The 23116-nt window shown below is 71.3% G+C and carries 19 protein-coding genes and 3 pseudogenes; 13 read left to right on the forward strand and 9 right to left on the reverse strand.

Annotated features, from left to right (window positions below):
- Positions 1–4: 4 nt before the first annotated feature.
- The 3 genes from AC3CH1_RS22405 to AC3CH1_RS22415 all read right to left on the reverse strand — a co-directional run bounded on the left by AC3CH1_RS22405 (position 5) and on the right by AC3CH1_RS22415 (position 2765).
- A complete protein-coding gene (locus tag AC3CH1_RS22405) occupies positions 5–814 on the reverse strand; it encodes a helix-turn-helix domain-containing protein (protein WP_488464572.1) in 810 nt (269 codons plus the stop codon).
- A complete protein-coding gene (locus AC3CH1_RS22410; protein ID WP_488464573.1) occupies positions 811–1224 on the reverse strand; it encodes a hypothetical protein in 414 nt (137 codons plus the stop codon). The genes AC3CH1_RS22405 and AC3CH1_RS22410 overlap by 4 nt, the downstream gene beginning before the upstream one ends.
- A gap of 158 nt (positions 1225–1382) precedes the next feature.
- Positions 1383–2765: an APC family permease gene (locus AC3CH1_RS22415; protein ID WP_488464574.1), complete on the reverse strand. Its 1383-nt coding sequence runs from the start codon at positions 2763–2765 to the stop codon at positions 1383–1385.
- A gap of 135 nt (positions 2766–2900) precedes the next feature.
- Here AC3CH1_RS22415 and hutU point away from each other — a divergent pair.
- The 4 genes and pseudogenes from hutU (at position 2901) to hutI (ending at position 8828) form a co-directional block, all read left to right on the forward strand.
- Positions 2901–4558 (forward strand): annotated as a pseudogene (gene hutU, locus AC3CH1_RS22420) (urocanate hydratase).
- Positions 4559–4788: 230 nt separating this feature from the next.
- Positions 4789–5997: an allantoate amidohydrolase gene (locus AC3CH1_RS22425; protein WP_488466705.1), complete on the forward strand. Its 1209-nt coding sequence runs from the start codon at positions 4789–4791 to the stop codon at positions 5995–5997.
- A pseudogene (locus AC3CH1_RS22430) lies at positions 5988–7354 on the forward strand (formimidoylglutamate deiminase). The gene AC3CH1_RS22425 and the pseudogene AC3CH1_RS22430 overlap by 10 nt, the downstream one beginning before the upstream one ends.
- Before the next feature lie 302 nt (positions 7355–7656).
- A pseudogene (hutI, locus tag AC3CH1_RS22435) lies at positions 7657–8828 on the forward strand (imidazolonepropionase).
- A gap of 37 nt (positions 8829–8865) precedes the next feature.
- Here the strand turns inward: hutI and AC3CH1_RS22440 are convergent.
- Positions 8866–9105: a hypothetical protein gene (locus AC3CH1_RS22440; RefSeq protein WP_488464575.1), complete on the reverse strand. Its 240-nt coding sequence runs from the start codon at positions 9103–9105 to the stop codon at positions 8866–8868.
- Positions 9106–9274: 169 nt separating this feature from the next.
- Complete coding sequence (locus AC3CH1_RS22445; RefSeq protein ID WP_488464576.1) at positions 9275–10267, reverse strand: RNA polymerase sigma factor SigF; 993 nt, start codon at positions 10265–10267, stop codon at positions 9275–9277.
- Positions 10268–10552: 285 nt separating this feature from the next.
- Here AC3CH1_RS22445 and AC3CH1_RS22450 point away from each other — a divergent pair, with 285 nt between their 5' ends.
- The 3 genes from AC3CH1_RS22450 to AC3CH1_RS22460 all read left to right on the forward strand — a co-directional run bounded on the left by AC3CH1_RS22450 (position 10553) and on the right by AC3CH1_RS22460 (position 11942).
- Positions 10553–10921 (forward strand): STAS domain-containing protein, encoded by a 369-nt coding sequence (locus tag AC3CH1_RS22450; protein ID WP_488464577.1) that lies wholly within the window; start codon positions 10553–10555, stop codon positions 10919–10921.
- 202 nt (positions 10922–11123) lie between these two features.
- Entirely contained in the window at positions 11124–11615 is a 492-nt protein-coding gene (locus AC3CH1_RS22455) for an ATP-binding protein (protein ID WP_488464578.1), read from the forward strand.
- A 135-nt stretch (positions 11616–11750) separates the two neighbouring features.
- Positions 11751–11942 carry a hypothetical protein gene (locus tag AC3CH1_RS22460; protein ID WP_488466824.1) on the forward strand — a complete coding sequence of 64 codons (192 nt, stop codon included), beginning with the start codon at positions 11751–11753 and terminating at the stop codon, positions 11940–11942.
- A gap of 125 nt (positions 11943–12067) precedes the next feature.
- Here the strand turns inward: AC3CH1_RS22460 and AC3CH1_RS22465 are convergent, their stop codons facing one another.
- Positions 12068–13552 carry an oligopeptide:H+ symporter gene (locus AC3CH1_RS22465; protein WP_488464579.1) on the reverse strand — a complete coding sequence of 495 codons (1485 nt, stop codon included), beginning with the start codon at positions 13550–13552 and terminating at the stop codon, positions 12068–12070.
- Positions 13553–14039: 487 nt separating this feature from the next.
- Here AC3CH1_RS22465 and AC3CH1_RS22470 point away from each other — a divergent pair, with 487 nt between their 5' ends.
- Positions 14040–14717, forward strand: coding sequence for a response regulator transcription factor (locus tag AC3CH1_RS22470; RefSeq protein ID WP_381757842.1), 678 nt, complete (start codon positions 14040–14042; stop codon positions 14715–14717).
- A gap of 125 nt (positions 14718–14842) precedes the next feature.
- A complete protein-coding gene (locus AC3CH1_RS22475) occupies positions 14843–16108 on the forward strand; it encodes an ATP-binding protein (protein ID WP_488464580.1) in 1266 nt (421 codons plus the stop codon).
- 220 nt (positions 16109–16328) lie between these two features.
- Here the strand turns inward: AC3CH1_RS22475 and AC3CH1_RS22480 are convergent, their stop codons facing one another.
- Positions 16329–16850: a GtrA family protein gene (locus AC3CH1_RS22480; protein ID WP_488464581.1), complete on the reverse strand. Its 522-nt coding sequence runs from the start codon at positions 16848–16850 to the stop codon at positions 16329–16331.
- A 178-nt stretch (positions 16851–17028) separates the two neighbouring features.
- On the opposite strand from AC3CH1_RS22480, the gene AC3CH1_RS22485 reads away from it, so the two are divergent.
- The 3 genes from AC3CH1_RS22485 to AC3CH1_RS22495 are packed head-to-tail and all read left to right on the forward strand — an operon-like array spanning position 17029 to position 19935.
- Positions 17029–18180 (forward strand): 5-(carboxyamino)imidazole ribonucleotide synthase, encoded by a 1152-nt coding sequence (locus AC3CH1_RS22485; protein ID WP_488464582.1) that lies wholly within the window; start codon positions 17029–17031, stop codon positions 18178–18180.
- Positions 18177–18725: a 5-(carboxyamino)imidazole ribonucleotide mutase gene (gene purE, locus AC3CH1_RS22490; RefSeq protein ID WP_329156157.1), complete on the forward strand. Its 549-nt coding sequence runs from the start codon at positions 18177–18179 to the stop codon at positions 18723–18725. The genes AC3CH1_RS22485 and purE overlap by 4 nt, the downstream gene beginning before the upstream one ends.
- 10 nt (positions 18726–18735) lie before the next feature.
- Positions 18736–19935 carry a dipeptidase gene (locus AC3CH1_RS22495; protein ID WP_488464583.1) on the forward strand — a complete coding sequence of 400 codons (1200 nt, stop codon included), beginning with the start codon at positions 18736–18738 and terminating at the stop codon, positions 19933–19935.
- A 127-nt stretch (positions 19936–20062) separates the two neighbouring features.
- Here AC3CH1_RS22495 and AC3CH1_RS22500 read toward each other — a convergent pair whose 3' ends face one another.
- Positions 20063–21406, reverse strand: coding sequence for a UDP-glucose dehydrogenase family protein (locus AC3CH1_RS22500; RefSeq protein WP_488464584.1), 1344 nt, complete (start codon positions 21404–21406; stop codon positions 20063–20065).
- A 207-nt stretch (positions 21407–21613) separates the two neighbouring features.
- On the opposite strand from AC3CH1_RS22500, the gene AC3CH1_RS22505 reads away from it, so the two are divergent.
- Positions 21614–22771 (forward strand): acyl-CoA dehydrogenase, encoded by a 1158-nt coding sequence (locus tag AC3CH1_RS22505; RefSeq protein WP_488466706.1) that lies wholly within the window; start codon positions 21614–21616, stop codon positions 22769–22771.
- A 199-nt stretch (positions 22772–22970) separates the two neighbouring features.
- On the opposite strand, the gene AC3CH1_RS22510 is transcribed toward AC3CH1_RS22505, so the two are convergent.
- On the reverse strand, positions 22971–23111 hold the full coding sequence (locus tag AC3CH1_RS22510) for a hypothetical protein (RefSeq protein WP_488464585.1): 141 nt from the start codon (positions 23109–23111) through the stop codon (positions 22971–22973).
- Between the last annotated feature and the right edge of the window lie 5 nt (positions 23112–23116).

The raw sequence follows: 23116 nt of genomic DNA on the forward strand, positions 1-23116 counted from the left end.
CGTATCACAGGGCCTCCAATGCGTCTCGGAGCCGGCGCAACAGGGCGATGTCGGGGTCGGCCGTCACCTCGGGGAGTGCGATCCGGCCGCGTGGGGACGAGGCCGGCAGGGGCTGGGCGCGGACCGCCTCCACCAGGCCGGCCGCCGCCAGCCGCCGCAGGTCGACCAGGATGTGGAACGCCGAACGGCCCAGCGCCTGCGCGATGTCCGAGGCGGTACGGACCCCGTCGGCCAGCTCCAGGAGCCGACGCTGCCGGGCCGGGATCGGGGCGTCGGACGGATGCGCCGCCGTCCGCAGCAGTGGTGCGCCGTCGCAGGCGGGGTCGGGCCAGATCCGGTCCAGGAACTCCCGTCTGCGCAGCGTCTCGCGCTCCACGGCGGCCACCGGGACCGGCCGCACCGGACCGATCCAGTGCGCGACCCCGTAGCGGAAGCGGGCGGGCGTCCCGGTCGGGGCGAGCGCGAAGAACGCGGCGTCGTACAGCGCGCCGAGATGGCACAACTCCAGTGCGCCGCCAGGCACATGACCGCTGTCGACGAGATAGCGGCCGACCCGGCGGTGCGCCCCGGCCTGGGCCACGGCGTCCCACCAGCCCTCGTGCCGCAGGGTGCCGCCGACGGTGAGCAGGACGTCGATGCCGGGGGTGGCGGGGCTCTCGGCGTGCACCACCTGGCCGTCGGCGAGGTAGAGCGTGCCGCGGTCGCGCATCAGGGCGCCGGTGGCGCGCTCGGCGGCGAGGCGCTGGAGCATCGGGGAGAGCACCGGGAGGCGCTCGGTGCCGGGGGCGTCGGGGTCGGCGGCTATCGCGCTCATGCCAGCACCAGGCGCTCGGCCAGCTCGCCCAGGCGCATCCGGGCGAGCGCGAGATTGCCTTCGGAGCGGTCCAGCCACAGGTGCAGGAAGACGCTGCTGTCGAAGGCGGTCTCGACGAACCGGAGCATGTGGTACCCGTCGTGGGTGGTGACGATGACGTCCTCGACGGGGGTGCTCGGGGCCTGTCCGGGGTGCTGTGCGCCGTCGTCCGGGGCGAGGTGGGCGAAGGCCGGCTGCTCGGCGGTCATCCGGGCGACCTCCGCCGTCTCGGCGGCGGTCGCCTCGTGGTCGCCGTTGGGGGATTCCCCGATGGTGCCGAGGGCGAGACCGCTCGTCCAGTCGACCACCGAGGCGCCCCGGGCGCCGGGCAGCCTCATGACTTCGAGCAGGCACTCGTCGATTCCGGGCACGCGGATCTCCCCTCCCGACGTGGCGTACGGCTGTAACGCAGAGGCTACGCAACGTGCTTACGGCAGGCGGAGGTTCTGGCATTTTCCTTTGGTACATGCGGCTCGCGGTGTAAAGGAGCGGCCGGAACGCGGTGGCGGCGGCCCCGGGCGTCGTCCCGTCAGGCGTCCGGGGCGCCCGACTTCTCGCGGGCCGTCATCACCGCCTTGTTGACCACCCACAGCCCGATCCCGATCAGCAGCAGGATCCCGGCCCGGACGTACACGTCGGAGCCCCGGTCGGCCAGCGGGCTCGCCAGGATCAGCGAGGTGAGCGCGCCGAGCACCGGAAGCGCCGTGGGCGTACGGAAGTGGTGGTGGTCCACCCGGTCCTTGCGGAGCACCAGCACGGCGACGTTGACGACGGCGAAGACGCAGAGCAGCAGGAACGAGGTGGTGTCGCCGAGCCCCTCGATCTCGCCGGTGGAGACGAGGCCGATGGCCAGGAGGGAGACGAAGACGATGCCGACCCAGGGGGTGCGGCGGCCGGCCAGCACCTTGCCCATCGCGGGCGGCAGGATGCGCTCATTGGCCATGCCGTAGCAGAGCCGCGAGGCCATCATGATGTTGATCAGCGCCGAGTTGGTGACGGCGAACAGGGCGATCAGCGCGAAGAGTTTTGGCGGGAAGTCGACGCCCCCGGCCTTCACCACCTCCAGCAGCGGGCCGCTGGAGCCGGCCAGGGTGCGGGAGTCGACCAGGAGCGAGGAGACCAGGGCGACCAGGACGTAGACGGTGCCGGTGATGCCCACCCCGATGAAGATCGCGCGGGGGAAGGCGCGGGCGGGGTTCTTGGTCTCCTCGGCCATGTTGACCGAGTCCTCGAAGCCGACGAACGCGAAGAAGCCCAGGGCGGTGGCGCCGAGCACGCCGGTGAGCAGGGCGTACCCGGTGCCGCCGGTCTCGATCTGGGTCAGCCGGGAGGGCTCGCCGTCGCCGCTGAACACGGCGTACGCGCCGATCGCGAGGATCACCGCGAGTCCGCTGACCTCGACCAGGGTCAGGACGACGTTCGCCTTCACCGACTCGGCGACCCCGCGGAGGTTGATCGCGGCGAGGGCGAGGACGAACAGGATCGCGACAAGGGTCGGCGGCACCGCGTCGGTGAACTCCCCCAGATAGTCGCCGCTGAACGCCCGTGCCGCCGCGCTCGCCGAGGAGAGGCCCGAGCACATCACCATGAAGGCGACGACGAAGGTCAGGAACGGGACCTTGAACGCCTTCTGGGTGTAGAGCGCGGCCCCGGCCGCCTTCGGGTACTTGCCGACGAGTTCCACGTACGAGGCCGCCGTCAGCAGGGCGACAGCGAAACCGATCGCGAACGGCAGCCACAGCGCGCCGCCGACCTTGCCCGCCACGTTCCCCGTGGTCGCGTAGATGCCGGTGCCCAGGATGTCGCCGATGACGAACAGGATCAGCAGCTTGGTGCCGAGGGCGCGCTTGAGCGGCGGCGATCCTCCAGGGTTCGTGGGATCGCCGGTCGTGGGGGATTCGGCAGTGCTCATCGACGCCTCCGGGTCCATGCTGCGCATCACTGGCAGAACCTGTTCCCGGGCGCGGCGCGAACCGCACCTGTTGACTACGACTATTCAGAGCATCAGGATGTGAATAGATTTTCACCGTCGCGAGGAGGCACCGCCATGTCAGGACCCCGCCCCGTACGGGCACCGCGCGGCAGCGCGCTGACCGCCCTGGGATGGCAGCAGGAAGCCGCCCTGCGGATGCTCCAGAACAACCTCGACCCCGAGGTCGCCGAGCATCCCGACAAGCTCGTCGTCTACGGCGGCACCGGGAAGGCCGCCCGCGACTGGCGCTCGTTCGACGCGATGGTCCGAACGCTTCGGACGCTCAAGCAGGACGAGACGATGCTCGTCCAGTCCGGCCGACCGGTCGGCGTCATGCAGACCCACGAGTGGGCGCCGCGCGTGCTCATCGCCAACTCCAACCTGGTCGGCGACTGGGCCAACTGGGAGGAGTTCCGCCGCCTGGAGGCGCTCGGACTCACCATGTACGGCCAGATGACCGCCGGGTCCTGGATCTACATCGGCACCCAGGGCATCCTCCAGGGCACCTACGAGACCTTCGCCGCCGTCGCCGCGAAGAAGTTCGGCGGAACGCTGGCCGGGACGATCACCCTGACCGCCGGGCTCGGCGGCATGGGCGGCGCCCAGCCGCTCGCCGTGACCATGAACGACGGCGTCGCCATCTGCATCGACTGCGACCCGCGCGCCATCGAGCGCCGGATCGAGCACCGCTTCCTGGACGTGAGGGCGGACAACCTGGAGCACGCCCTCCAGCTCGCCGTCGAAGCCCGCGAAGCCCGCCGCCCGCTCTCCATCGGCCTCCTCGGCAACGCCGCCGAACTGCTGCCCCGCATGCTCGCCGAGAGCGCGCCCATCGACATCGTCACCGACCAGACCAGCGCCCACGACCCGCTGGCCTACCTGCCGCTCGGCGTCGACCTCGACGACATGGCCGACCTCGCGGCCGACAAGCCCGCCGACTTCACCCGGCGTGCCCGCGAGTCGATGGCCCGCCACGTCGAGGCCATGGTCGGCTTCATGATGTCGGCGCCGAGGTCTTCGACTACGGCAATTCCATCCGCGGCGAGGCCCGGCTCGCCGGGTACGACCGCGCCTTCGACTTCCCCGGCTTCGTCCCCGCCTACATCCGCCCCCTCTTCTGCGAGGGCAAGGGCCCCTTCCGCTGGGCCGCGCTCTCCGGTGAGGCCTCCGACATCCACAAGACCGACCAGGCGATGCTGGAGCTGTTCCCGGAGAACGAGTCGCTGCACCGCTGGATCAAGATGGCCGGCGAGCGCGTCCACTTCCAGGGACTGCCCGCCCGCATCTGCTGGCTCGGCTACGGCGAGCGCGACAAGGCCGGCGAGCGCTTCAACGACATGGTCGCGAGCGGCGAGCTGGCCGCCCCGCTGGCCATCGGCCGCGACCACCTCGACTGCGGCTCGGTCGCCTCCCCGTACCGCGAGACCGAGGCCATGCTCGACGGCTCCGACGCCATCGCCGACTGGCCGCTGCTCAACGCCATGGTCAACGTCGCCTCCGGCGCCTCCTGGGTCTCCCTCCACCACGGCGGCGGCGTCGGCATGGGCCGCTCCATCCACGCGGGCCAGGTCTCCGTCGCGGACGGCACGAAGCTCGCGGGCGAGAAGATCCGCCGCGTGCTGACGAACGACCCGGGCATGGGCGTCATCCGCCACGTGGACGCCGGGTACGACATCGCCGAGAACGTCGCCGCTGACCAAGGCGTCCGCGTCCCCATGACGGAGGGCAACTGATGCCGTCCGGCACGCCTGGGAACATCCCCGGCACGCCTGGGAACACCCCCGGTACGCGTGGGAGCACCCCCGGCACGGCCGGGAACACCTCCGGTGCGCCTGAGAACACCCCCGGTACGCCTGGGAACACCCTGGGTACGCCCGGGAACGCCTCCGGCACGCCTGGGGACGAGCTCGCCACCTCTCCCGGCACCCGGGGACGGTGGCGCGCGGGTGACTCCTTCCTCTCGATGTGGCGGGAACTGGCCCCCATCGGGCGCCACTCCGACAGCGGCGGCTACCGGCGCTACGCCTGGTCACCGGCGGACCTCGACTGCCGGGCCTGGTTCCGCGCGCAGGCCGAGGCGCGCGGTCTCGCGTACGAGGCCGACCGCAACGGCAACCAGTGGGCCTGGCTCGGCGACCCCCTGGCCGGGGACGCCGTCGTCACCGGGTCCCACCTGGACTCCGTCCCGGACGGCGGCGCCTTCGACGGCCCGCTCGGCGTGGTGTCCTCCTTCGCCGCGCTCGACGAACTCCACCGCAGGGGAGTGGAGTTCACCCGGCCGCTGGCGATCACCAACTTCGGTGACGAGGAGGGCGCCCGCTTCGGTCTGGCCTGCGCAGGGTCCCGGCTGGCCGCCGGACAGCTCGCCGTCGCCGACGCCCACCGGTTGCGCGACGCGGACGGGACCACCCTGCCCGCCGCCATGGAAGCCGCCGGATACGACCCCGGGACCATCGGCCCCGACCCGGAACGGCTCGCCCGGATCGGCGCGTTCGTCGAACTCCACGTCGAGCAGGGCCGCGCCCTCGACCTGACGGGCGACCCCGTCGGCATCGCCTCCGCCATCTGGCCGCACGGCCGCTGGCGGTTCGACTTCCGGGGCGAGGCCAACCACGCGGGCACCACCCGGCTCGCCGACCGCCGCGACCCGATGCTCACGTACGCCGAGACCGTGCTCGCCGCCCGCCGCGAAGCCGAACTGACCGGCGCTCTCGCCACCTTCGGCAAGATCGCGGTCGAGCCCAACGGCGTCAACGCCATCCCCTCCCTCGTACGCGGCTGGCTCGACTCCCGCGCCGCCGACCAGGCCACCCTCGACGCCGTCGTCACCGGAATCGAGCGGGCCGCCCGGGAGTACGCCGAGCGGGCCGGGATCGACCTCGACGTCGTCCGCGAGTCGTTCACACCCGTCGTCGCATTCGAGCACGCCCTGCGCGACGAGCTCGGCAAGATCCTGGAGGCGAGCGGCGACACGGGGCGCCCCCTGCCCGTCCTCGGCACCGGCGCGGGCCACGATGCGGGTATTTTGTCCGCCTCGGCGCCCACCGCCATGCTCTTCGTGCGCAACCCCACCGGCATCTCGCACTCACCCGCCGAGCACGCCACCGAGGACGACTGCACGGCCGGCGTCGAGGCACTCGCCGACGTACTGGAAGGTCTCGCGTGCAGCTGACACACCGGACGACGGGCGCACCCGTCACCGCGACGTACTGGATGGACCACGCCTGGCTCGGCACCCACGTCGAGCCGGGCGTCACCCTGGACGTCGCGGACGGCCGCATCGCCGGGATCAGGACCGGGGTCGAGACCCCGCCGCCCGGCGCGACCGCGCTGCGCGGCCTGACCCTCCCCGGCCTCGCCAACACCCACTCCCACGCCTTCCACCGGGCCCTGCGCGCCACCGTCCAGGTCGGCTCGGGCACCTTCTGGACGTGGCGCGAGCTGATGTACCGGACGGCCTCCCGGCTCACCCCGGACACCTACTTCGACCTGGCCCGTGCCACGTACGCCGAAATGGCCCTGGCCGGGATCACGGCCGTCGGCGAATTCCACTATCTGCACCACGCCCCCGGCGGCACCCCCTACGCCAACCCGAACGCCATGGGCGAAGCGCTGATCGCGGCCGCCGCCGAGGCCGGGATCCGGATCACCCTGCTGGACACCGCCTATCTGGCCGCCGGATTCGGCGAGAAGCCCAACCGGCACCAGCTGCGCTTCTCCGACACCACCGCCGAGGTTTGGGCGGAGCGCGCCTCCCTCCTCAAGGGCGACGACCACACCCTCATCGGCGCGGCCGTCCACTCCGTCCGGGCGGTCCCGGCCGGACAGCTGGCCACCGTCGCGCGGTGGGCCGAGGAGCGGAACGCCCCGCTCCACGTCCACCTCTCCGAGCAGACGGCGGAGAACGACGCCTGCCGGGCCGCCCACGGCCGCACCCCCACCCGGCTGCTGGCCGACCACGGGGTCCTCGGCCCGCGCACCACCGGCATCCACAACACGCACCTGACCGAGGCGGACATTGAGCTGCTCGGCTCCTCGGCCACCGGCACCTGCATGTGCCCCACCACCGAACGCGACCTGGCCGACGGCATCGGCCCCGCCGCCGCCCTCCAGAAGGCGGGCTCGCCGCTCTCGCTGGGCAGCGACAGCCACGCCGTGATCGACCTCTTCGAGGAGGCGCGCGCGATGGAGCTCAACGAGCGGCTGCGCACGCACATCCGGGGCCACTGGACGGCCGCCGCCCTGCTCCGGGCCGCCTCCGCCGACGGGCACTCCGCACTCGGCCGCCCCGACGCGGGCGTGCTGGAGCCGGGCGCCCCGCCGACCTGACCACCGTCGCGCTGGACTCCGTCAGGACGGCCGGGCCGGTGCCCCGACTTGCAGCGGAGACCGCCGTATTCGCCGCCTCCGCCGCTGATGTGCGGCACACGGTGGTGGCGGGCCGGCACATCGTCCGGGACGGCCGTCACACCCGGATCGAGGACGTGCCCCGGGCGCTCGCCGAGGCCGTGGCCGCCCTGCACCACTGACCCCGGCCCCGCCCGAGACCCTGGACGGGCCCCCGCCCGAGACCCTGGACGGGCCCCCGCCCGAGACCCCGGACCGGGACGCGCCCGAGACCCCGGCCCGGAACCCGCCCAAGACCCCGGCCCGGAACCCGCCCGAGACCCCGGGCCGGGCCCCGCCCGCAGGGCCGGACGGGAACCCGCCCGCAGAACCCGTCCGGCCCCCGGGCACAGGGCCGGACGGGAACCCGCCCGAGACCCCGGACCGGGCCCCGCCCGCAGAACCGGAACCGGACCCCCCGGAACGCAAGGAGAACACTCTCCAGATGACGACCACCGCCGTCACCCACATCGCCAGCCTGGTCACCAATGACCCCTCCCTCGGCAACGGGACCCCCCTGGGCCTGATCCAGGACGCGGCCGTCGTTATCGACGGCGACCGCATCGTCTGGACCGGTGAATCCAGCAAAGCACCCGCCACTGACAACGTCCTCGACGCGGCCGGCCGCGCGGTGATCCCGGGCTTCGTCGACTCCCACTCCCACCTGGTCTTCGCGGGCGACCGCACCCAGGAGTTCAACGCCCGCATGTCCGGGCAGCCCTACCGCGCCGGCGGCATCCGCACCACCGTCGCCGCCACCCGGGCCGCCTCCGACGAGGAGCTCTCCGCCAACGTCGCCCGCTACCTCGCCGAGGCCCTGCGCCAGGGCACCACCACCTTCGAGACCAAGTCCGGCTACGGCCTCACGGTCGAGGACGAGGCCCGCGCCCTGCGGATCGCGGCCCGCCACACCGACGAGGTCACCTACCTCGGCGCCCACATCGTCTCCCCCGACTACGCCGACGACCCCGCCGGGTACGTCGACCTGGTGACCGGCCCGATGCTGGAGGCCTGCGCCCCGCACGCCCGCTGGATCGACGTGTTCTGCGAGCAGGGCGCCTTCGACGGCGACCAGGCCCGCGCCATCCTCACGGCGGGCCGCGCCAAGGGGCTGCACCCCGGATCCACGCCAACCAGCTGACGTACGGCCCCGGCGTCCAGCTCGCCGTCGAACTCGACGCGGCGTCGGCCGACCACTGCACCCACCTCACCGACGCGGACGTCGACGCGCTCGGCCAGGGCGACACGGTGGCCACGCTGCTCCCGGGCGCGGAGTTCTCCACCCGCGCCACCTGGCCCGACGCCCGCCGGCTCCTCGACGCGGGAGCCACCGTCGCGCTCTCCACGGACTGCAACCCCGGCTCGTCGTTCACCTCGTCCATGCCGTTCTGTGTCGCGCTGGCCGTGCGCGACATGGGGATGACCCCGGACGAGGCGATCTGGTCGGCCACCGCGGGCGGGGCGGCGGCCCTGCGGCGCCCGGACATCGGCCGGATCACCGCCGGCGCCCGCGCCGACCTGGTCCTCCTCGACGCCCCGAGCCACGTCCACCTCGCCTACCGGCCGGGCGTCCCGCTGGTCAGCGCGGTCTGGCGGAGCGGACAGCGGGTGGTGTGACGGGCGGTCAGCGGGTCGGCGTCGGGGCCCAGTAGGCCTACGGCCACGCGTACTCGTCGAAACCGGTGGGGAGCCTCCCGCAGCCCGCGTAGGCGCTGACGGCGTACGTTCCGGTCTCCCGGTACCAGTGCGCGTCCACGTGGTCTTCGTTGTCCGGGTTCCGGAAGCGGAAGCCGGGCCTGTCGACGCCGGTGTCGACGAGGGTCCAGCCTTCGCGTACCAGCCGCGCACGCATACGGTGCAGGCCGGACCGGGCGACGCCCTCCGGGACCGGCACCCGAGACGGGCTCGCATCCGAGGCAGGCCGGCACCCGGGGCAGGCCCGCAACCGGCACCGCGCTCCCGCACGCGGAAGGACCCGCTCCCGGCATCCGGGGCGGGTCCTTCCGCGGTGCTGCTCGAACGGCCGTGGAGCCCCATGGGCGGGACGGCGGGCCGCGTCGGGGTCACTCCTCCACGGTCAGACCCTTGCGGAGCTTGGCCAGCGTCCTGGAGAGCAGCCGGGACACGTGCATCTGCGAGATGTCGAGCTCCTCGCCGATCTCCGACTGCGTCATGTTGCTGACGAAACGGAGCGAGAGGATCATCCGGTCCCTGGAGGGCAGCGCGGCGATCAGCGGCTTCAGCGACTCGATGTACTCGATGCCTTCGAGACCGTGGTCCTCATAGCCGATGCGGTCCGCGAGGGCGCCCTCGTTGTCGTCCTCCTCGGGCTTGGCGTCCAGCGAGCTCGCGGTGTACGCGTTGCTCGCGGACATGCCCTCGACGACCTCCTCCGGGCTGATGCCGAGGAGCTCGGCCAGCTCCGCCACGGTGGGCGCGCGGTCCAGCCGCTGGGAGAGCTCGTCGCCGGCCTTCGCCAGGTCGATGCGCAGCTCCTGGAGGCGGCGCGGTACGCGCACGGACCAGCTGGTGTCACGGAAGAAGCGCTTGATCTCGCCGACGATCGTCGGCATCGCGAACGTGGGGAACTCCACGCCGCGGCTCAGCTCGAACCGGTCGATCGCCTTGATCAGGCCGATGGTGCCGACCTGGACGATGTCCTCCATCGGCTCGCTGCGGGAGCGGAACCGGGAGGCGGCGAACTTGACGAGCGCGAGGTTGAGCTCGACGAGGGTGTTACGGACGTAGCTGTACTCGTGGGTGCCCTCTTCGAGGCACTCCAGCCGCTCGAAGAGCGTCTTCGACAGGGCCCTGGCGTCCAGAGCGCCCACTTCGGCGTAGGGCGGGATCTCGGGAAGCCCTTCGAGTCCCTCGCCGGCCGCGCCGGAGAAGTCTGAGGTGGTGCCGGTCATGCCAGTGGCGGTGCCGGTGGTGCCGGTGGTGCTGGTGCGCGGGCCGGGAACGGCGCTCGCGGCGGGGGAGTCGGAATTGGTCGGTCCCTGAGGACATGCCGACGGCGCGTGGTGGGTACGCGCTTCGTCGAGCCGGGGTGACATGGGTCTCCTCCATCGTTCTCGGCATATGGCTGCCGATGCCCATACGTGTTCCTGCGGTGAAGCGGCGCCTCCAAAGCCGGTCGTGTTTCTGGTGTCCCTCTACCCATACCCGGTCCTGGCCAGCAGTGACAAGCGCCAATTACTGCTATATGTCCGGTTTGTTGAGGTCTCCGACTACCGCGTGGCGAACGGAACGCGTACTCTTTTAGGCACGTCGGCGGCAGCTATGCATGAAGCCGCACAGGCGGTGACGCGCACAGTGACGAACGGCGAAGAGGGTCAGGCATGGACCGCGGGACGGTCGGCAGTGCTAACCGGGGTCGACTTCAGGTCGAGGCCCGGACCGAGGGGCGCAGCGAGGTCGTGACGCCGGTGGGTGAGCTCGACCACCACACCGCCGATCTGCTGCGCGAGCCGCTGGAGAACGCGGTCGAGCAGGGGCGGTCACGCCTCGTGGTCGACTGCTCTCGGCTGGATTTCTGCGATTCCACCGGGCTGAACGTCCTGCTCGGCGCCCGCCTCAAGGCGGAGGCGGTCGGCGGAGGGGTTCATCTGGCCGGAATGCTGCCCGTCGTGGCGAGGGTGTTCGAGATCACCGGCGCGGAGGCGGTCTTCACCGTCCACGCCACGCTCGAAGAGGCCCTGGTCACCTGACCCGGCATGAGCGTGCGGCCGCGGGCGTCTCCGATATCGGCTGTGTCACGCGATCGTGTGCCTCAAGTGGGTGTTGTTGCGACACGGCAGGGCAGGAGACACCCCGGCGGCGCCCCGCAAGGGCTCCGGCACACTCGGTAACTGACCATTATCTGTTGAACGGCGACATGGCGACATGGCGAATCGGTGAGGTGAAGCGCTGATGAGCACCACCCGGCAGCATCCGCCGGGCGACCTCGGTCGCGAGCCGGACGGAGCGGGCGCAGCCCCGACCGTCCCGGTCGAGCGGCAGTGGCGCACGCTCTCACTCGGGCAGGCCAGCGGCATTGTTCCGACGGCCCGTGACTTCGCACGGCAGGCGTTGCACGACTGGGGCTGGCTCCCGGCGTCCACCGCGGACCGCAGGGCCGCCGCCGAGGACGTCCTGCTGGTCGTCTCCGAGCTGGTGACGAACGCCTGTCTGCACGCGGAGGGCCCCGAGGAGCTCCGGATCGGCCACACGCCCAAAGTGCTGCGGGTGGAGGTCGTCGACCGGGGAGCCGGTCAGCCCGCCCCCCGTACGCCGCACCGCGCCGGTCGGCCCGGTGGGCACGGCATGTTCATCGTGCAGCGCCTCTGCCTCGACTGGGGCGTCCTGCGTACTACGGACGCACCCGGCAAGACCGTCTGGGCGGAGCTCGCCGCCCCCGCCTAGCCGCACTCCTCACCCGTACAACTACAGGTGCGCCCCGGGCTCACCTCTCATCTGCACCGACAGGAGCGCGCCGGATCGGCGCGCTCTTTGTCTTCCCTCCATCAGGCCTCGGGCGTACCTTGAGCGTCAAATCTGATGCTCTGTCAGCAGTGTGCGCCCGTACGGGTCGTGGCGCGCGGCACGGACTCCGGTGGCGGCCTGGCCGCCACCGGGGCCGAGGGCGACGGTGCGCTGAGGGCGCGCGGCCTGGTCGCCGGCACGGCGATCCTGCTGGGCGGCGCGGAGTTCACGTTCACCCCGTGGCGGAGGCTGCGCGGCACCCGCTGAGCCCGGGGTGTCTGGGCTCCCCGGGCCCGGAGCCACGGCACGAGCACGAGGAAGGGCCGCCGCACCGGAGCCCGGTGGGGCGGCCCTTCCTCGTACGTACGCCGTGCGGCGCTATGGGGCGTCCGTCAGCGGACGTCGCCCATGAGTTGCTTGACCTTGCCGCGGTACATGAAGATCGCGATACCGGCCGCCACGGCGAGCGTCGCCTCCAGGGCGACCACCCCGGTGCCGTTCAGCTCCACGCCGGCCAGCGAGAGCAGGCCGGTGGTGCAGTCGCCGGCGGTGACGGCGAGGAACCAGACACCCATCATCTGGCTCGCGTACTTCGCCGGAGCCATCTTCGTCGTGACGGAGAGGCCGACCGGCGAGAGCGTCAGTTCGGCGACGGTCTGGATGAAGTAGATCGCGACCAGCCACATCGCGGCGGCCTTGTGGCCGTCACCCGCGATGGTCAGCGGCATCAGGAAGACGAAGAACGACGCGCCGACCAGTACCAGACCGGAGCTGAACTTGACGATCGTGCTCGGTTCCTTGCCGCGCCGGTTCAGCGCCAGCCAGAAGGTGGCGAAGACCGGTGCGAGCGCCATGATCAGGACCGGGTTGACCGACTGGTACCAGGAGACCGGGAAGTCCCAGCCGAAGACGCTGTTCTCGGCCGAGGACTCGGCGAAGATCGCGAGCGTCGAACCGCCCTGGTCGTAGATCATCCAGAAGATGGCGGCGGCCACGAAGAACCAGATGTATCCGGACATCTTCGACTGCTCGGTGGCGCTGAGCTCCTTGTCGCGCTTGATGCGCACCAGGACCATCACCGGGATGACGAGACCCGCGAGGGTGATCGGGACCAGCAGCCAGTTCAGCGTGTAGACGCCGGTGACGACCGTGCCGATGTAGAAGACGGCCGCGATGCCGAGCCAGATCATCGACTTGCGCAGCGTGGCGGCGCGCTCGTCCTTGGAGAGCGGCTTCGGGACGACGAGGCTGCGCTCGTTCAGGTGGCGGGTGCCGAGCAGGAACTGGACCACGCCGAGGCCCATGCCGAGGGCGGCGAGGGCGAAGCCGAGGTGCCAGTTGACGTTCTCGCCGATGGTGCCGATCACCAAGGGGGCCGCGAAGGCGCCCATGTTGATGCCCATGTAGAAGATGGTGAAGCCACCGTCGCGGCGCGGGTCGTCCGGACCGTCGTAGAGGTGTCCGACCATCGTCGAGATGTTGGACTTCAGCAGCCCGGAGCCTATGGCCACGAGGCCGAGGCCGGCGAAGAACGTGCCCTCGGAGGGCAGAGCCAGGACCAGGTGGCCGAGCATGATGATGCCGCCGGCGATGGCGACGGTCTTGCGCGGACCCCAGACCCGGTCGCCGAACCAGCCGCCGGGCATGGCGAGCAGGTACACCAGCGACAGGTAGACCGAGTAGATCGCGGTCGCCGTGGCGGGCTTCATGTCGAGGCCGCCGGGCGCGATCAGGTAGAGCGGGAGCAGTGCCCGCATGCCGTAGTAGCTGAAGCGCTCCCACATCTCGGTCATGAAGAGAGTGGCCAGGCCGCGGGGGTGGCCGAAGAAGGTCTTCTCGTCGGAACTCGGCGAGTCCTTCGTCAGGCTGGACGCCATGGTCGATCCTTGCTGGTCGGGACGCGACGCCTCGTGAGCTGTACGCGCCCGGTGGGGGGCAGCCGGCACCGGCGCGGCGTACCCCATCCCCACGCCTCGGGGGGACGTGCTCCGTGCGTCCGGGCTCCTGACGGAGATACGGCGGCGGAGCGGGGAAGAACCGCGTCGGGATCCACGCCCGTCGCGCGTCCTCGCGCTCCGGGCCCGGCTCACAGGTCATTCACTCAGGAGCCGGCGGGAACCGGCCCCGCACACAAAAGAGACCCTTGGCGCTCATGGCTGCCCAAAGGTCCTTGAGTGGTGCAACAGGCGTTGGGACACCATACGACACGACACGGCAGGATATGGAAGGACTTGAGACATGGATCACAGGTCTTGATGGAACCACACTCCCATATTCAAAGGTCACCGTCCGCTTTGTGGCGCTGACCCGCAGGTGACGTCGTGGGCCTCACCTCGGGCCCCCCGTCCGGACTACCATCAGTCCATGACCCGTGTACTGCTCGCCGAGGACGACGCATCCATCTCGGAGCCACTGGCCCGCGCACTGCGTCGGGAGGGCTACGAGGTCGAGGTCCGCCAGGACGGTCCGACCGCGCTCGACGCCGGCCTCCAGGGCGGCGTCGACCTGGTCGTCCTCGACCTGGGGCTGCCCGGAATGGACGGTCTCGAAGTCGCCCGCAGGCTCCGGGCCGGCGGCCACACCATCCCGATCCTGGTCCTGACGGCCCGCGCCGACGAGGTCGACACGGTGGTCGGCCTGGACGCGGGCGCCGACGACTACGTCACCAAGCCGTTCCGGCTCGCCGAGCTGCTCGCCCGGGTCCGCGCCCTGCTGCGCCGCGGGGCCTCCGAGCCCGTGCCGCAGCCCGCCACCCACGGGGTCAGGATCGACGTCGAGTCGCACCGGGCCTGGATGGGCGAGGAGGAACTCCAGCTCACCGCCAAGGAGTTCGACCTGCTGCGGGTCCTGGTCCGGGACGCCGGCCGGGTCGTCACCCGCGACCAGCTGATGCGCGAGGTCTGGGACACCACCTGGTGGTCCTCCACCAAGACCCTCGACATGCACATCTCCTGGCTGCGCAAGAAGCTCGGCGACGACGCAGCCAATCCGCGCTACATCGCCACTGTCCGGGGCGTCGGCTTCCGGTTCGAGAAGAGCTGACGTACGAAACCCCCATGCACCCGAAACCCCCCTGCACCCGAAACCCCCATGCACGCTGAAGACCGCTCCGGACACCACCCCGACGCGGGTGGCCACGTTCGTCCCGACGACCTGAAGAGGCGGGTATGCGCCGCCGGCTGATCAACTCCACGCTCGCCGTGGTGCTCGTCGTCATCGCCGTCTTCGGCGTCTCGCTGGTGATCGTCGAGACGCGCACCATCAGCGCCAGCGCCCAGGAGAGCGTCGAGTCCGAGGCGCTCCGGCTGATCAGCGTGGTCGACAGCCGGCTGCTGGGCGCGGAGCGGATCAATCCCGGGGTGCTGGCCGAGCAGATCGACCCCAAGCGGTACGCCGTGGTCGAGATTCCCGGCCGCGAGCCCATCGCCGTCGGCGAGCGTCCCGTCGGCAGCGTCCTGCGCGCCGTCGAGACCGGCGAGCAGGGCGAGACCGTCACCGTCGAGGAGTCCCGCTCGGCCGTCACCCGCGAGGTCGGCCGCACGCTCCTGATCATCTGTGCGGTGGCGCTCCTGGCGATCGTCTCGGCCGTGCTGCTCGCCGTACGCCAGGCGAACCGGCTGGCCTCCCCGCTCACCGACCTCGCCGAGACCGCGGAGCGCCTCGGCTCCGGGGACCCCCGCCCGCGCCACAAGCGGTACGGGGTGCCCGAGCTGGACCGGGTCGCCGACGTCCTGGACTCCTCGGCCGAGCGGATCGCCCGGATGCTGACCGCCGAACGCCGGCTCGCCGCGGACGCCTCGCACCAACTGCGGACGCCGCTGACCGCCCTCTCCATGCGGATCGAGGAGATCTCCGTCACCGACGACCCGGACACGGTGAAGGAGGAGGCGAACATCGCCCTCACCCAGGTCGAGCGCCTCACCGACGTCGTCGAACGGCTCCTGACGAACTCCCGCGACCCGCGCACCGGCTCCGCCGTCGTCTTCGACCTCGACGAGATCGTCAAACAGCAGATCGAGGAGTGGCGCCCCGCCTACCGCAGCGCCGGCCGCGCACTGGTCTGCTCCGGCAAGCACGGGCTGAAGGCCGTCGGCACCCCGGGCGCGGTCGCCCAGGTCCTGGCGGCGCTGATCGAGAACTCCCTCATGCACGGCGGCGGCACCGTCGCCCTGCGCACCCGGGTCACCGGCAACCAGGCGGTCATCGAGGTCACCGACGAGGGCCCCGGCGTCCCCGCCGAACTGGGGGCGCGGATCTTCGAGCGGACCATCAGCGGCCGCAACTCCACCGGCATCGGCCTGGCCGTCGCCCGCGATCTCTCGGAGGCGGACGGCGGCCGGCTGGAGCTGCTCCAGCAGCACCCGGCGGTCTTCGCGCTCTTCCTCAGCCGGGTCCCGGTCGACCGCAAAGCTCCTGAGCGCCCGTTGCGCTGAACAACGACGGAGGCGGCGAACCGGTTCCCGTACGGGCGCGGCGGGGCGGTTCCGCAGAGGTGCCGCGGGTCGGTTCCCCAGAGGTGCCGCGGGTCGGTTCCCCAGAGGTGCCGCGGGTCGGTTCTCAGAGGTGCCGCGGGTCGGTTCCGCAGAGGGACCGACCCGGGCCAGTTCCGTACGGGGTCGGGCCCGGGTCGGTTGCGTGTGGGTGTGCCGTGGGTCAGTTCCGTACGGCGTCGGGCGTTACCCGCTCCTCCGCCGGCCTGCGCTGCTCCAGAAACCGTTCCGCGTTGAGCACGGCCTCCTTGGCGGGCAGGGTCTTGAAGACCCAGGTCCGGTAGGACCAGAAGCGGAACAGGGTCGCGACCCCGATGCCGACGATCTTGAAGACATTGCTCTGGACCGGGGTGTTCCAGCCGAAGCCGTACGTCGCCAGGTACAGCACGCCCGTCTCGATCACCGCGCCCACCGCACTGAACAGAAGGAAGAGGGCCAGCTCACGGGTCCGGCCGGTCTTGTCGCGGTCCCGGTAGGTCCAGTAGCGGAAGCCCACGTAGTTGAAGAGGATCGCGACGAACGTCGCCACCACGCTCGCCCGGACCACCTGGAGGTCCGTCGTGTGCCGCAGCAGGTTGAAGACCGCGATGTTGACCAGCAGGCCGAAAGCGCCGACCGCGCCGAACTTGGCGACCTCCCGGGCCAGCAGCTCAAGCCGGGTCCGCAGTGCGCCCCGTTCGCTCATGGTGATCGCTGGTCCCGTCCGTCGGAAGGCGTCTGGAAGACGTGTCGACGCAAGCACGTCAACTCCGCCATGCTAACCAGCCCACCCGTGTGACGCCCCTGAGTCCGCGGGGGTCGTGGCCGCACGGCATCCGTACGGCCGTCCGGGAAGCACCGGCGTGGCGGATATCCTTGAGGACGTGACGTTCCCGGTAGTCGGCATGGTCGGCGGCGGTCAGCTCGCCCGCATGACCCACGAGGCGGGTATCCCCCTCGGCCTGAAATTCAAGCTGCTCAGTGACACCCCCCAGGATTCGGCGGCCCAGGTGGTGAGCGAGGTCGTCATCGGCGACTATCGCGACCTGGACACGCTGCGCGCCTTCGCGCGCGGCTGCGACGTGATCACCTTCGATCACGAGCACGTGCCGACCGAGCATCTGCGGGCCCTGGAGGCGGACGGCATCCCCGTGCGCCCCGGCCCCGATGCCCTGGTGCACGCCCAGGACAAGGGGGTGATGCGCGCCAAGCTCCTGGAGATCGGCGCCCCGTGCCCCCGCCACCGCATCGTGAGCGACCCGGCCGACGCCGCCGCGTTCGCGGAGGAGGTCGGGGGCTTCCCCGTCATCCTCAAGACCGTGCGCGGCGGCTACGACGGCAAGGGCGTGTGGGTGGTCCGCTCCGAGGCGGACGCCGCCGACCCGTTCCGCGCCGGGGTCCCGGTCCTCGCGGAGGAGAAGGTCGACTTCGTACGGGAGCTGGCGGCGAACATCGTCCGCTCGCCGCACGGCCAGGCCGTCGCCTACCCGGTCGTCGAGTCCATCCAGGTGGACGGCGTCTGCGACACGGTGATCGCCCCCGCCCCCGAACTGGACGAGGCCCTGGCCGGCGAGGCCCAGCAGCTCGCGCTGCGCATCGCCGCCGAGCTGGGCGTCGTCGGACACCTCGCGGTCGAGCTGTTCGAGACCCGCGGACCGGACGGGAAGCCCGGCATCCTGGTCAACGAGCTGGCGATGCGCCCGCACAACTCGGGCCACTGGACCATGGACGGCGCGATCACCTCCCAGTTCGCCAACCACGTGCGGGCGGTCCTCGACCTCCCCCTCGGCGACCCGCGCCCGCGCGCCTCCTGGACGGTCATGTGCAACGTCCTGGGCGGCGACTACCCGGACATGTACCAGGCGTATCTGCACTGCATGGCCCGCGACCCGCAGCTCAAGATCCACATGTACGGCAAGGACGTGAAGCCCGGCCGCAAGGTCGGACACGTCAACACCTACGGCGATGACCTGGCGGACGTGCGGGAGCGCGCCCGGCACGCGGCCGACTACCTGCGAGGAACGATCACCGAATGACTTCCCCCGGCACCGGATCCCCCGCCGCCCCTCTCGTCGGCATCGTCATGGGCTCGGACTCCGACTGGCCCGTCATGGAGGCCGCCGCCAAGGCGCTCGACGAGTTCGAGATCCCCTACGAGGTCGACGTCGTCTCCGCCCACCGCATGCCGCACGAGATGATCGCGTACGGCGAGCGGGCCGCGGGCCGCGGTCTGAAGGCGATCGTCGCGGGCGCGGGCGGGGCCGCCCACCTGCCCGGCATGCTGGCCTCGGTCACCCCGCTGCCGGTCATCGGCGTTCCGGTGCCGCTGAAGTACCTGGACGGCATGGACAGTCTGCTCTCCATCGTCCAGATGCCCGCCGGGGTGCCCGTCGCCACCGTCTCGGTCGGCGGCGCGCGCAACGCGGGCCTGCTGGCCGCGCGGATCCTCGCCGCGCACGACCCCGCGCTCCAGGAGCGGATGCGCGAGTTCCAGCAGGAGCTGAACGACCAGGCCACCGAGAAGGGCAAACGTCTGCGCGCCAAGGTCCAGGGCGCGGACTCCTTCGGCTTCGGAAAGTAGGGGGCGGCACATGAACGACGCCTACCTGCGGCGGGCCCGCGAGATCCTCGCCGTCCACCCCGTCGTCGACGGCCACAACGACCTCCCCTGGGCCCTGCGCGAACAGGTCGGCTACGACCTCGACGCCCGGGACATCGCCGCCGACCAGCGCGGCCTGCTCCACACCGACCTGAACCGGCTGCGGGCCGGCGGGGTCGGCGGCCAGTTCTGGTCGGTGTACGTCCGCACCGACCTGACCGGCGACGCGGCCGTCAGCGCCACCCTGGAACAGATCGACGTCGTCGGCGAGCTGATCGCCCGCTACCCGACGCACCTGCGCCGCGCGCTCACCGCCGACGACCTGGAGAAGGCCCGCGCCGAGGGCCGGATCGCCTCCCTGATGGGGGCCGAGGGCGGCCACTCCGTCAACAACTCGCTGGGCACCCTGCGCGCCCTGTACGACCTGGGCGTCCGCTACATGACGCTCACCCACAACGACAACATCGACTGGGCCGACAGCGCGACGGACCTGCCGCGCCTCGGCGGCCTCTCCGCCTTCGGCCACGAGGTCGTCCGCGAGATGAACCGCGTCGGCATGCTGGTCGACCTCAGCCACGTCGCGGACGGCGTCATGCGCGACGCGCTCGCCACCAGCACCGCGCCGGTGATCTTCTCGCACTCCTCGGCCCGCGCCGTCTGCGACCACCCGCGCAACATCCCCGACGACGTGCTCGCGGCCCTCCCGGCCAACGGCGGCGTCGCGATGGCGACCTTCGTCCCGAAGTTCGTGCTGCCCGAGGCGGTCGCCTGGACCCTGGCCGCGGACCGCAACATGCGCGAGCACGGACTGCACCACCTCGACACCACCCCGACCGCGATGCGCGTGCACGAGGACTTCGAGGCGTCCAACCCGCGCCCCGAGGCCACCGTCTCGACCATCGCGGACCACCTCGACCACATGCGCGCGGTCGCGGGCGTCGACCACATCGGCATCGGCGGCGACTACGACGGCACGGCGTTCACCCCGCGCGGCCTGGAGGACGTCTCCGGCTACCCGAACCTCATCGCGGAGCTGCTGCGGCGGAAGTGGTCCGAGGGCGACCTCGCCAAGCTGACCTGGCGCAACACCGTACGGGTGCTGCGCGACGCGGAGGCCGTGGCCCGCGACGAGCAGAGCCGGCGCGGCCCGTCCCACGCGACGATCGCGGAGCTGGACGGCCCGCTCGGCTGACGCCGGGAGGTCTCCGCGCCCAGCGGCCGTGAGGGTGAGCACCCGAAACGCTCGCCCTCACGGCGAAGCTACTGGGGCGGGTTTCGACAGTCCCGCCCTGGTAGCTTCGCTACTTTCGAAACCCGGCCTAGGCCTTCGGGCGGCCCATCGCCCGGTACGTCCACCCGGCCTCGCGCCACACCGCGCTGTCCAGGGCGTTGCGGCCGTCCAGGATGATCCGGCGGGCGGCCACCTCGCCCAGCTCCACCGGGTCCAGCTCGCGGAACTCGCGCCACTCCGTCAGGTGCAGCACCACGTCCGCCCCGCGCACCGCCTCCAGTGCGGAGTCCGCGTAGCCGAGCGTCGGGAACAGGCGGCGGGCGTTGTCCATCCCCTTCGGGTCGAACACGGTCACCTGGCCGCCCTGGAGGTGGATCTGCCCGGCGACGTTGAGCGCGGGGGAGTCGCGTACGTCGTCGGAGTCGGGCTTGAACGCCGCGCCCAGCACCGCCACCCGCTTGCCGAGGAACGAGTCGCCGCCCACCGCCTCCCGGGCCAGCTCCACCATGTGGCCGCGGCGGCGCATGTTGATGGAGTCGACCTCGCGGAGGAAGGTGAGGGCCTGGTCCGCGCCCAGCTCGCCGGCGCGCGCCATGAAGGCGCGGATGTCCTTGGGCAGGCAGCCGCCGCCGAAGCCGATCCCGGCCCGCAGGAACTTCTTCCCGATGCGGTCGTCGTGCCCGATGGCCTCCGCGAGCTTCACGACGTCCCCGTCGGCGGCCTCGCACACCTCGGCCATCGCGTTGATGAAGGAGATCTTGGTGGCCAGGAAGGAGTTGGCGGAGGTCTTCACCAGCTCGGCGGTCGGGAAGTCGGTCACCACGAACGGCGAGCCCTCGGCGACGGGCCCGGCGTACACCTCGCGCAGCAGCTTCTCGGCCCCCTCGCTCGTGACGCCGACGACGATCCGGTCGGGGTGCAGGGTGTCCTTCACGGCGAAGCCCTCGCGGAGGAACTCCGGGTTCCAGGCCAGCTCGGCGTTGGCGCCCGCCGGAGCGAGCTGGGCGAGGCGGGCGGCGAGGCGGGCGGCGGAGCCCACCGGGACGGTCGACTTGCCGACGACCAGGGCGGGCCGGGTCAGGTGCGGGGCCAGCGAGTCGAAGGCGCTGTCGACGTAGCTCATGTCGCAGGCGTACTCGCCGTGCTTCTGCGGGGTGTTCACACAGACGAAGTGGACGTCGCCGAACTCCCCGACCTCCTCCCAGGAGGTGGTGAAGCGCAGCCGCCCCGTGGATCCCTCGATGCCGGCGACGTGCCGCTGGAGCATCTCCTCGAGACCCGGCTCGTACATCGGCACGCGGCCGGTGGAGAGCAACTCGATCTTCTCCGGCACGACGTCGAGCCCCAGGACCTCGAAGCCCAGCTCGGCCATGGCCGCGGCATGGGTGGCGCCGAGATAGCCGGTGCCGATCACGGTGATCCTGAGGGCCATGGAGTGCTCCTGGGAGATGCGGACGGACGTGCGGACCGAGCATAGTCGGGCAGCGGAAGGCCGGAATTCACCGCTCCAGCTGTCCACTGCATCGCATATGTCCCACCCATGTCGGGAAGCTCACGTGCACGGCACGTATGCCGTCCGGCGGTAGGCGCACTAAAATTGAGTTACTTAACGGTAGTTAGCATCTGGGGAGTGAGCGTCTTGGCGGGTTCGACCGATTTCGACCTGTACCGTCCGGCCGAGGAGCACGACATGCTCCGCGAGACCATCCGCGCGCTCGCCGAGACGAAGATCGCCCCCTTCGCCGCCGCGGTCGACGAGGAGAGCCGCTTCCCGCAGGAGGCGCTGGACGCCCTGGTCGCCTCGGACCTGCACGCCGTCCACGTCCCGGAGGAGTACGGCGGCGCCGGCGCCGACGCGCTCGCCACGGTCATCGTGATCGAGGAGGTGGCCCGCGCCTGCGCCTCCTCCTCACTGATCCCGGCCGTCAACAAGCTCGGCTCGCTCCCGGTGATCCTCTCCGGCTCCGAGGAGCTGAAGCGCAAGTACCTGGTCCCGCTCGCCAAGGGCGACGCGATGTTCTCGTACGCCCTCTCCGAGCCGGACGCCGGCTCGGACGCGGCGGGCATGAAGACGAAGGCCGTGCGCGACGGCGACTTCTGGGTCCTCAACGGCGTGAAGCGCTGGATCACCAACGCGGGCGTCTCCGAGTACTACACGGTCATGGCCGTCACGGACCCGACCAAGCGCTCCAAGGGCATCTCCGCGTTCGTCGTCGAGAAGTCCGACGAGGGCGTCTCCTTCGGCGCCCCGGAGAAGAAGCTCGGCATCAAGGGCTCTCCGACCCGCGAGGTCTACTTCGACAACGTGCGCATCCCCGCCGACCGGATGATCGGCGAGGAGGGCACCGGCTTCGCCACCGCGATGAAGACCCTGGACCACACCCGCATCACCATCGCGGCCCAGGCCCTCGGCATCGCCCAGGGCGCGCTGGACTACGCCAAGGGGTACGTCCAGGAGCGCAAGCAGTTCGGCAAGCCGATCGCGGACTTCCAGGGCATCCAGTTCATGCTCGCCGACATGGCGATGAAGCTGGAGGCGGCCCGTCAGCTCACCTACTCGGCCGCCGCCAAGTCCCAGCGCGTCGACGGCGACCTCACGTTCTTCGGCGCCGCGGCCAAGTGCTTCGCCTCCGACGTCGCCATGGAGGTCACCACGGACGCCGTCCAGCTGCTCGGCGGCTACGGCTACACGCGGGACTACCCGGTGGAGCGCATGATGCGCGACGCCAAGATCACCCAGATCTACGAGGGCACGAACCAGGTCCAGCGCATCGTGATGGCGCGCAACCTGCCGTAGCAGGGTTCTCGCAGGTCAACCGCTTTTCCGGTGATACCGGAGCGGTGATCGGGTTCCGGCCCGTTCGGGTCCGTTCCGTGCCTCTCCTGGGCGTCATGCTGGGGGAACCCTGGGCGGACACTGGCCCCGGAACGGGTGCTGACCTGCATGAACGACAAGGCCCCCGGCGTGATGCCGGGGGCCTTTCGTATGGGCTGGGTCAGGCGACTTCGTCTCGCTCCGTGGGGTCGTCCGCATCGGGGGTCAGCATGGTGGCGATGGCTGCGCGGCCTCTCTGCTCGGCACCCTCGAAGAGGTAGTGATAGTGCTCGCGGAGCACGTCCGTGCTGCTGTGCCCCACCCAGT

It is taken from the genome of Streptomyces sp. MGP-P1 (assembly GCF_057766565.1).

What these genes read in the sequence shown, in the direction of transcription:
- AC3CH1_RS22405 (WP_488464572.1), bottom strand. Translation starts at nt 814, where the DNA reads ATGAGCGCGATAGCCGCCGACCCCGACGCCCCCGGCACCGAGCGCCTC.
- AC3CH1_RS22415 (WP_488464574.1), bottom strand. Translation starts at nt 2,765, where the DNA reads ATGAGCACTGCCGAATCCCCCACGACCGGCGATCCCACGAACCCTGGA.
- AC3CH1_RS22425 (WP_488466705.1), top strand. Translation starts at nt 4,789, where the DNA reads ATGTGGCGGGAACTGGCCCCCATCGGGCGCCACTCCGACAGCGGCGGC.
- AC3CH1_RS22445 (WP_488464576.1), bottom strand. Translation starts at nt 10,267, where the DNA reads ATGTCACCCCGGCTCGACGAAGCGCGTACCCACCACGCGCCGTCGGCA.
- AC3CH1_RS22450 (WP_488464577.1), top strand. Translation starts at nt 10,553, where the DNA reads ATGGACCGCGGGACGGTCGGCAGTGCTAACCGGGGTCGACTTCAGGTC.
- AC3CH1_RS22455 (WP_488464578.1), top strand. Translation starts at nt 11,124, where the DNA reads ATGAGCACCACCCGGCAGCATCCGCCGGGCGACCTCGGTCGCGAGCCG.
- AC3CH1_RS22460 (WP_488466824.1), top strand. Translation starts at nt 11,751, where the DNA reads ATGCTCTGTCAGCAGTGTGCGCCCGTACGGGTCGTGGCGCGCGGCACG.
- AC3CH1_RS22465 (WP_488464579.1), bottom strand. Translation starts at nt 13,552, where the DNA reads ATGGCGTCCAGCCTGACGAAGGACTCGCCGAGTTCCGACGAGAAGACC.
- AC3CH1_RS22470 (WP_381757842.1), top strand. Translation starts at nt 14,040, where the DNA reads ATGACCCGTGTACTGCTCGCCGAGGACGACGCATCCATCTCGGAGCCA.
- AC3CH1_RS22475 (WP_488464580.1), top strand. Translation starts at nt 14,843, where the DNA reads ATGCGCCGCCGGCTGATCAACTCCACGCTCGCCGTGGTGCTCGTCGTC.
- AC3CH1_RS22480 (WP_488464581.1), bottom strand. Translation starts at nt 16,850, where the DNA reads ATGAGCGAACGGGGCGCACTGCGGACCCGGCTTGAGCTGCTGGCCCGG.
- purE (WP_329156157.1), top strand. Translation starts at nt 18,177, where the DNA reads ATGACTTCCCCCGGCACCGGATCCCCCGCCGCCCCTCTCGTCGGCATC.
- AC3CH1_RS22495 (WP_488464583.1), top strand. Translation starts at nt 18,736, where the DNA reads ATGAACGACGCCTACCTGCGGCGGGCCCGCGAGATCCTCGCCGTCCAC.
- AC3CH1_RS22500 (WP_488464584.1), bottom strand. Translation starts at nt 21,406, where the DNA reads ATGGCCCTCAGGATCACCGTGATCGGCACCGGCTATCTCGGCGCCACC.